Here is a 7,906-nt window from a genome sequence, read left to right as displayed (position 1 = left end):
CTTCTATTATATAAATATAATACTATTTAGTTTAGATATGTCTGTTTAGATATTCGTCTAAGTAGTATTATATTTTTTTATGTATTATATTTTTTAATTCTTTTAATAGCTATTTCTTTTGCTTTTTCGTGATGCGATTTCTTGTCCAGATACATTTTTGTGTCTGCTTCTTTAAAGAGATCTACTTTATTAAAGGGTCCTTTTGCATTTGCATATCCAATTGATATGCTCAAGTAAAGGCTGTCTGCTACTTTATTTGCTGCTCTTATATTGTCGTCTAGCCTTTTTAAGAGCTCTTCTACGCATTCTAATGGGCAAAACGGTAAGAGAATTACAAACTCATCTCCGCCAATTCTTGCAACTATATCTGTGTTTCTAAAGTTTGCTTGTAATATATTTGAAGCCTTTATTAACAATAAATCTCCCTTGTCGTGTCCTAGGTGGTCATTTACTACCTTTAAGTTGTCAACGTCGGCTACTATTATCGATGTGGGGCTAAACCTCCCGCTTGATAACCTTTCAAATTCTTCTTCAAAATATGCTCTATTAAGCAGCCCTGTTAGCTTATCATGAAAACTTTGGTATCTGAGCTCATCTTCAAGTTTTTTTATTTCACTGATGTCGTGTCCTGTGCCCTGGAACTCCAATGCGTCGTCTTTATAAATCATTCTGAATGTCCAATCGAAATATCTTTTTGCTTTTTCTTTTTCAAAGGTTAATTCAATGCTTCTATATTGAGTCTCATTGTCTAAGGTCTCTAATAAATCCTTTATGTTATTTGCATCTTTCTGTAAGAGTTCAAATAAATTATATTTTTCTGATTCCGCAAGGTTTAGATAGTTCTTAAAAGCTTCGTTTGAAAATGTTATAGTGCCATCTTTTTGAAATCTACAAAGTAGGTCTGTTTGGTCTTCCACTACTGCTCTATACCTTGCTTCACTTTTAGCAAGAGCCTTGGATTGTTCGTTTAATTTAGATATATAGCTTTCTATTGAGATGCTCATTTGGTTGTATAACTTTAATAGAGGTTGAAACTCCTCAGGTGAGCTTTCTATGAAGCTTTGTCCTACTCTTGTTTTATAATTTCCTTCCCTTATTTTCTGGGACAAACTTTGTAAAAAATTTATTGGTTCTTCAAGCTTTTTAACCATTATGATTGAGATAATTAATGATGTAATAAATATTATCAGAAAAGTAATTGTTACAACTGCGAAGTCCTGTTTAAACTGTTCGAAAATATAGTTTTCGTCAATTTGAGAGGCTATTGAAAGATTTAGATTTGGGAAATTCTTCCAATATAAGATAAAATTCTTGCCTGTATCGTTTTTATAATTTATCAGACTGCTTCCCTTAGCAATATCTATCTTTTTAGAAAGGTCTGTTGGCATATTTTTCTGTTGATTTCCTAATATCACCTTATCGTTTGAAAAAAGAAATGTAGATTGGCTGTTTAGGACATTCTGGATGTTTATTAGGTCTTCTAACTTTGTTAGCTTTATGATTTCAAAGACTACGCCAGATACTTGATTGTTGGTCCCGTATACAGGTTTGGAGATATATAGATAGCTATTTAGTTCATCGCCTTTTATTAAAAACCCCTCATTTCCCTTCATAGCATCTTTAAATAGCTTATCGCTATTAAATGAAATGTGATGAGGACCATTTAGTTCTACGTTGCTATAGCCATCCGGACTTACAAAATATAGATTTTCTATTTCACTGTCAGATGATAATTCTTTAAATATGTAATTTATTTTTTCATAATTGTTGTTTGTAAGTGAAATATTTGCCGATAATAGATTAATCAGGCCTGTATATTTCTGAAGGTATGTTTGAATCGTAAACTGTTTTAGGGTTGTTTCCTGAATTAGATCGTTTATCGATCTGTTCTTGGTTTCGTTATATAAATTTACTGCAACTAAGCTTAAGATTAATAATGGAGTAATAACTAAAAAGATTATTATTATTTTAAGATAGTTTTTTATACTCAAAGTTTTCTCCATTAGAATTTTTAGTCTATAATACTATAATATATGGTATATGTAAAAGAAGGGTGGTAATATGCTTCGCTCACTTGAGCCTTCTAATATTGTAATCGAACGGAAGGGTTCACACATTGTCTCTTCCGATGGGAGGGCTTTTGCCCTAAAGGACAATATTTCCCATATTGAATGGGTTGAAGAGGTGTTCGAGAAAGAGAAATCTTTTTTGCCTTTTGTAAAAAAGAATATTAAGACCTTTATTTTTAGGATATATTTTCAAGATGAAACAAGTATATTGTTGCAAGCTGATGAAAAGTCCTACTTAGATCTCCTTGCCTTCTCTCCTTATGTGACGAAAACAGGTATTGATATCTCCACCCTTAAAGATAAGGCTGTTGAAGCCACATTAGAACCAGTTCCTGGCGATGAGACCCAGGGGAACGCCGACGCCCAACCTGCTGAAGAACAAACTCTTGAAGAGTCAGTTCAAGAGAGCATAGTTTCAGAGGTCATTCCAGAGCCCTCTCAGACCGAAAGCGATCTCTTGGATGAAAAGCGTAAAAGGGCGCGATCGTGGATACAAAAGGTTTATGAATCCAAGCTTGTTGTAAAAATTCCGAACCCTTTTTCTAATCTGAAAAAGATTTATAAGATTTTTGGGAATATCAATCTATCAAGCATTGCCTCTATTTTAAAATTTAAAAAAGAGAAACCTCAAGAGCCGAAGATAGAGAGTCTTCATCCAACGAAGCCAATCTCTTATATAATACCGCTTGTTGCCTTTTTTATATCCTTGTTGTTAACATTTGGTACATTCATGTTTTTTCAGATCACTACTGCTCACGAACCACCTGATACTGCTCCTCCAAGGGTTGTTATTCAGAGCCCAGCTAACAATACTGTGGTTAAGGGTGTAAATAATCCTCTGGAGATAAGAGTGGATGCCACAGACAAAAAAGGTATAGATAAGGTGAGGCTGCTTATGAACAACCTTACTATTAAGGTTTGGTATGCTGGTGAGGATACCGTTTACAGATGGTACCCAGAAAAGATTGGCAGTTTTGTGTTTCAGGCTGTAGCGGTTAATAAGGCAGGAAATTACGCAGAGTCTACTCCTGTAAAGGTAACTGTTGAGCCAGGCGGCAATAATAATAATACAAGTGAAAGTGAAAATTCGAGCAGTGAAAAGATGTTTGCGAAGGCATTTGTGATAAGATATCAGATTCATCTGAAAAAATCTCCTTATGAGTCTGCTGAAGAAACCGCAGGCCTTTCTTATGGGGATGAAGTAGATGTCCTTGAGAAGATTGACCCCTCACAGGTTAGAGAGGGTGTGGTAATGAACGACACCACCGTTAAGAGTGTGGACGGTACCAAAGAGGTAAAAATATATGTTGGAGAGGGATTCTCAATTAAAGATACAGTGGGAATGATGTATCAGGCAAGGCTTGATAAGGAACATATAGAGGTTTATGTTCCAAAGTCAGACACTCGTCTTGCCAACGAAAGCGTTTGGTACAAGGTAAAGACGAAAAATGGCGCTGAAGGATATATTTCGTCTCAATATATTAGATTTTATTAAATAGCTGCAATTTCACCGATTTTATTTAACCAATAGCTCGTTTCTTCATTGGCTCCATAGTTATTGACAATACTTTTGGCCTCCATCAAGAGCTTGTTTATGGGGTCTTGATGTTTTCCTGCTGCGAGATTGGTTATTATTAGATAGTAAATTAATCTCATATGAGTGCCTAAAATCTTTAATTTTTCTGTGGTTAAGAGCTGTCTGGATTTTGAGATTGCCAAGTCAAAATTGTATGCAGACTCAAAAAATTTCTCTTCCTCCATCAGGAGCAGCCCCTTCTCTATCAGCGCATTTATTAGTATAAGTATAGATTTTGAGTTGTTAATTTTGGTTAGAAGAGAAATTGCTTTATTTATGTCTTCTAACGATTCCTTTCTTAACCCCTGTTTTTTGAGCAATGCACTTCTGTTTAAAAATACCTGTGGCAGTTTAGTCGATTCTTTATCGGCAGAGGAGCTTAATATTTCTATGGCAGTATTGAAGTCTTTTAACGAGGATATGTGGTCTCCTAAGTAGAAATAATTTAGTCCTCTGTGTATTAAAAGCTTCGCTAATTGATCGTCGCTGCTTGAGGAAATGCCGTTTTTTTCTTCGATTGCCCTATTTATGTCTTCAAGTGCCTGCGCATTGTTGCCCATGATTGTAAGGATAAAGCTCCTGGTATCAAGAAGCTTTATTAAAAACTCCGTGTCAAATTCAACTTCGTTTGCGTCAATGAGGCTAAGCAGATAATTGGACTTGTTTAGCGCCTCTTCAAAATTATTGGACTGAATTTCTCTATTGATTTCCTTAAAAAAGTCCTCTAAGTTAATGCTCATCAAACAACCTTTTTCGATTAAATATAGTCGGCCACCTTCCAAACACATAATCTTTCATCGTTTGACGATGAAATTAAAAATCTATCATTTTCAGATATGCTAATCTTTTTAATAATATCGTAATGTCCATTAAGAATTTTTATAATCTTGGTTTTTCTGAGATCAAATACGTATATTTTTTCATCTGAACCACCAAAAAAGAGATGTGTTCCGCTCGAGCTAATGCACATATCATTGACATCGATATAATTCGTTTGATAAGAAAATACCTGATTGCCCGTATCAACTGAATATGCTCTTATTAAAGGATCTTTTTTTGTTGAGCCTACAAATAAAAACTTGCTATTTGGGGAAAATACTAAGGAATTTACATTATTTAAGCCATCGAATTTTCTTTTTACTTCTTTTGTGTTTAAATCCATTATGCTTAATATTATATTATCTCTGACTTTCTGACTAAAAGCTATCAAGTCGCTGTTTGGAGAGACAGCGACAAAACTAACGGGGTGCTCTGGAAAAACTGACTTTACAATTATCTCTTTATCGATAGACCAAATCCTTAGGGTAGAACCTCCAAGTATCAGAAATCTTTGATCTGGAGAGAAACAAAGCGTGTTAATTGATTCATCTTTTATAGCAAATTCTTGAATTATGCTATTTGATTGGGTATTGATAATTTTTATTTTATTTTTATTTCTTAAAGTAGCTAAAAGTTTGGAATTATTTGATAAGATTCCAGAATTTACTAAGGATTCCTTAAATACGTTTTCACAGTTTATATTCAGTCTATTATATAAATCAAATTTCAATATCTTTGATTCCCACCTTGGTTTTATGAAAAGACAAACAGCTTCATTTTTTTCTGTAAACGATACAGAGTCAAGGAAATATCCGTTGTGCAAAAACGAGTCGCTTTCATCTGATTTAAAGTTTGCAGTCAAATCAAGTCTATCTGTTTTACTGGCAGGAAGCCAAATTTTTAAAAAATTATTTTTGTAAGTTATTAAGGATGAAACGTTTCCGTTTTCGCTAAAAGTTAATTCTAAGGGGTTGCCGCAAATTTTTTGTTTGAAAATTGGCTCATTACCCGTATTAAGTTCTTTATTTGTCCACCAAAAGCTGATGTATTCGTCGAAATCAACTATTACAATGAGAGTTTTATCTTTTGAGAAATAAACCTTTTTGGTTTTTGATTCTACAATGGGTATATTGTAAGATTTTGATGGATCTTTTGTGTTAAATATATTTAGGCCTGCGTTGTCAGATCTGAATGCAATGTATTCAAAGTCGTCAGAAGATCCAACATAAACGCTGCCATCTGGAACACTTTGAGGTTGTGGCAGAGTTATAGAATGTAATTCATATATTATGAAAAAAACGCGGTTATTTATCTCACCAATTAGAAGAGCGTTATTTTTTAATACTATGTCCTTTACTGTAAAATTTTCAGGTAGGCGTATATTTTTTATATTGCTTGGGTTGTCGATCTCGGTAAGAGCTAATATATTTGATTCAGAATAACTGACAACATATTTATCATTGAAATCGGCTAAGACCATGTCTGACGAAATTGTTTTAGGGCTTGATTTATCAAAATCAATAATTTTTATTTGACCAGATAGAGTTTGGTATATGGTAGAATTTCTTGAATTTATAAATATTTTCGAAGAGGAGGTGTCTTGCCAAGTTTTAGCTATTTTATTTTCAAAAATGGAATATAAGCTGTAATTTCCTTTCGATGAGAGTCCGACAAACTTGTTATCATTCGAGCAAGACGCAAGATCAATAGCTCCTATATCTATTTTCCCTGATATATATAGTGATTTTTGGTTAGCTAACTTCAGAAAATATGAGGCTGCATCCATAGTACTAATCAATAAAGGCCTTTATTTGTTCTTTAAATTTTTTCCACTGCTTCTCTAAATCGCTTTTGAGACTTTGATCGCTATGGAGCCTGTAACCCAACAGCCAACCGCTTTCTTTGTATATTTCAGGGTTATCTGATGATGAGATCAAGCTTTCAAGATAAGCTGAAAAGGTTTGGGTATCGTGAATATATCCCAATATGTCTTGAATTTTTTTTAGTTTTGAAATCATATCCTTTGTGTCAGATTTTAACGCAAAAGAAAACACCTCTAGAGAATACCTGAGGTCTTTGGTTGCAATTCTCAGTTTGTGAAGATCGCGCTCGTTGTTGAAATCTGTTTTCTTCAATTTCTTCAAAGTTTTTCTGAACCATATATTTAGTCTGTCTTTGGCAAACTTCTTTAGCCTTAAGGTAGCTGAATCATCTATCAGAAAAGCCCCCTCTAATAGCCAGTACCAAAGACCAAGAAATATATTGGTAAATTTTCCTTCGGAAAAATAAGGATATATTAAGTCTAATTTGAGCTGTCTCTCTTCAAGAAGCTTTTTTGTAAGAATGGAGTTTTTAAGGTCATCGCGCTTGGTTATAGCAAGGAAGCTTCTCCAATCTTCAATCAATACATCTGTCTCTCTAAGTGGATTAGTCAACTCTGTAATCTGGTCAAATTGTTCTAACCAGTGGTTTAGATCGTCTTTTTCTATTAATGGTTTTCCGAACTTCAATATGGTTCTAATTTTTCTAAGAGATACCCTAAAATTGTGAAGATTATCAAAATTTTCTGGATTTTCTACGAATCTATTGTGATATAGGATTAAATTTTGAAGTTTTTCTGTTAACTCATTTTGCAATCCTTCTTCAGCTATTACATCAGGATCCCTTTCCTTTTGGATTTCATATTTTGGTTCCAGATTTGCAAGCAAGATACCTCTGTAATATTTGCTTTTAGGTTCCAGTAGAAAGCTAATTGATTTTGAGAGGTCTTCTGCGAGCTTTAGGATGGAAGAAATATTGCCTTCTTTAAGCTCTATTTCCACCTCGCAGAAGTCTTCAGTTTTGTCGCCTGAAATAATTTTCCCCCTGTCAACTGCCAACTCAAGCACGCTTTTGTCGCTATAGGTATAAAGAGCTACACTTCTTTCAAAAACTGTTTCAAACATTGGTGTGAGTTCGAATTTGGATTTCGTGTCTTTAAAAAAGTTTTTTAGCGATGAATCTTTTAATACTGTTAAGTCAGGCTTGCCGTCCTGGATTGAGACGTTGTACTCTTTTCTCCTGGAAAAGCCCCCATTCGAATTTCCTGCAACCTTAATGGTCTGCGTCCATTCGCCATCTTCCAATCTTGTCCTGAGAGATATTCCTGAATTTAAAAAAATGTTTTCTGCTGTGTCGTAATATATAGAACGAATCTCTTTTTTCTTCCATTCATCTTTTATGTCAGAAAGCAATGGAAGAGAGTATATCTCATCGATTTTTTCAGGAAAAATGCATCTAAGCTTTAACTCAATTTCTATATTTGTGTTCATTTTTCCTCCCTTTTGTGGATCAATATGTTAGCCAAGAAACTCTAATAAGTATTTTAACTTTGGATGGTGCGCTCAATTTCAATATTATAACTTATCTTGGGAATATTTTCCTATCTTGCTATTGTTAAGGT

5 protein-coding genes are annotated in these 7,906 nt (G+C 34.0%); 1 reads left to right on the top strand and 4 read right to left on the bottom strand.

What is annotated here, in order from left to right:
- Nucleotides 1–77 precede the first annotated feature (77 nt).
- A complete protein-coding gene (locus V4762_RS09630; protein ID WP_347315568.1) occupies nucleotides 78–1,991 on the bottom strand; it encodes a sensor domain-containing diguanylate cyclase in 1,914 nt (637 codons plus the stop codon).
- 70 nt (nucleotides 1,992–2,061) lie between these two features.
- Between V4762_RS09630 and V4762_RS09625 the strand changes: the two genes are divergently transcribed.
- Nucleotides 2,062–3,564 carry an Ig-like domain-containing protein gene (locus tag V4762_RS09625; RefSeq protein WP_347315567.1) on the top strand — a complete coding sequence of 501 codons (1,503 nt, stop codon included), beginning with the start codon at nucleotides 2,062–2,064 and terminating at the stop codon, nucleotides 3,562–3,564.
- Here the strand turns inward: V4762_RS09625 and V4762_RS09620 are convergent.
- From V4762_RS09620 to V4762_RS09610, 3 genes are read right to left on the bottom strand one after another with little or no spacing between them, the layout of a single operon-like run.
- Nucleotides 3,561–4,385 carry a tetratricopeptide repeat protein gene (locus V4762_RS09620; RefSeq protein ID WP_347315566.1) on the bottom strand — a complete coding sequence of 275 codons (825 nt, stop codon included), beginning with the start codon at nucleotides 4,383–4,385 and terminating at the stop codon, nucleotides 3,561–3,563. The two genes, V4762_RS09625 and V4762_RS09620, sit on opposite strands and share 4 nt — an antisense overlap.
- A gap of 17 nt (nucleotides 4,386–4,402) precedes the next feature.
- Nucleotides 4,403–6,262: a WD40 repeat domain-containing protein gene (locus tag V4762_RS09615; protein WP_347315565.1), complete on the bottom strand. Its 1,860-nt coding sequence runs from the start codon at nucleotides 6,260–6,262 to the stop codon at nucleotides 4,403–4,405.
- Nucleotides 6,255–7,775: a CYTH and CHAD domain-containing protein gene (locus tag V4762_RS09610; RefSeq protein ID WP_347315564.1), complete on the bottom strand. Its 1,521-nt coding sequence runs from the start codon at nucleotides 7,773–7,775 to the stop codon at nucleotides 6,255–6,257. Before V4762_RS09610 ends, V4762_RS09615 begins: the two co-directional genes overlap by 8 nt.
- Nucleotides 7,776–7,906: the final 131 nt, after the last annotated feature.

Source organism: Thermodesulfobium sp. 4217-1 (assembly GCF_039822205.1).
GTDB lineage: Bacteria > Thermodesulfobiota > Thermodesulfobiia > Thermodesulfobiales > Thermodesulfobiaceae > Thermodesulfobium.
The sequence above is the reverse complement of the archived record's forward strand: the minus strand, read 5'-3'. Positions and strand labels throughout refer to the sequence as shown.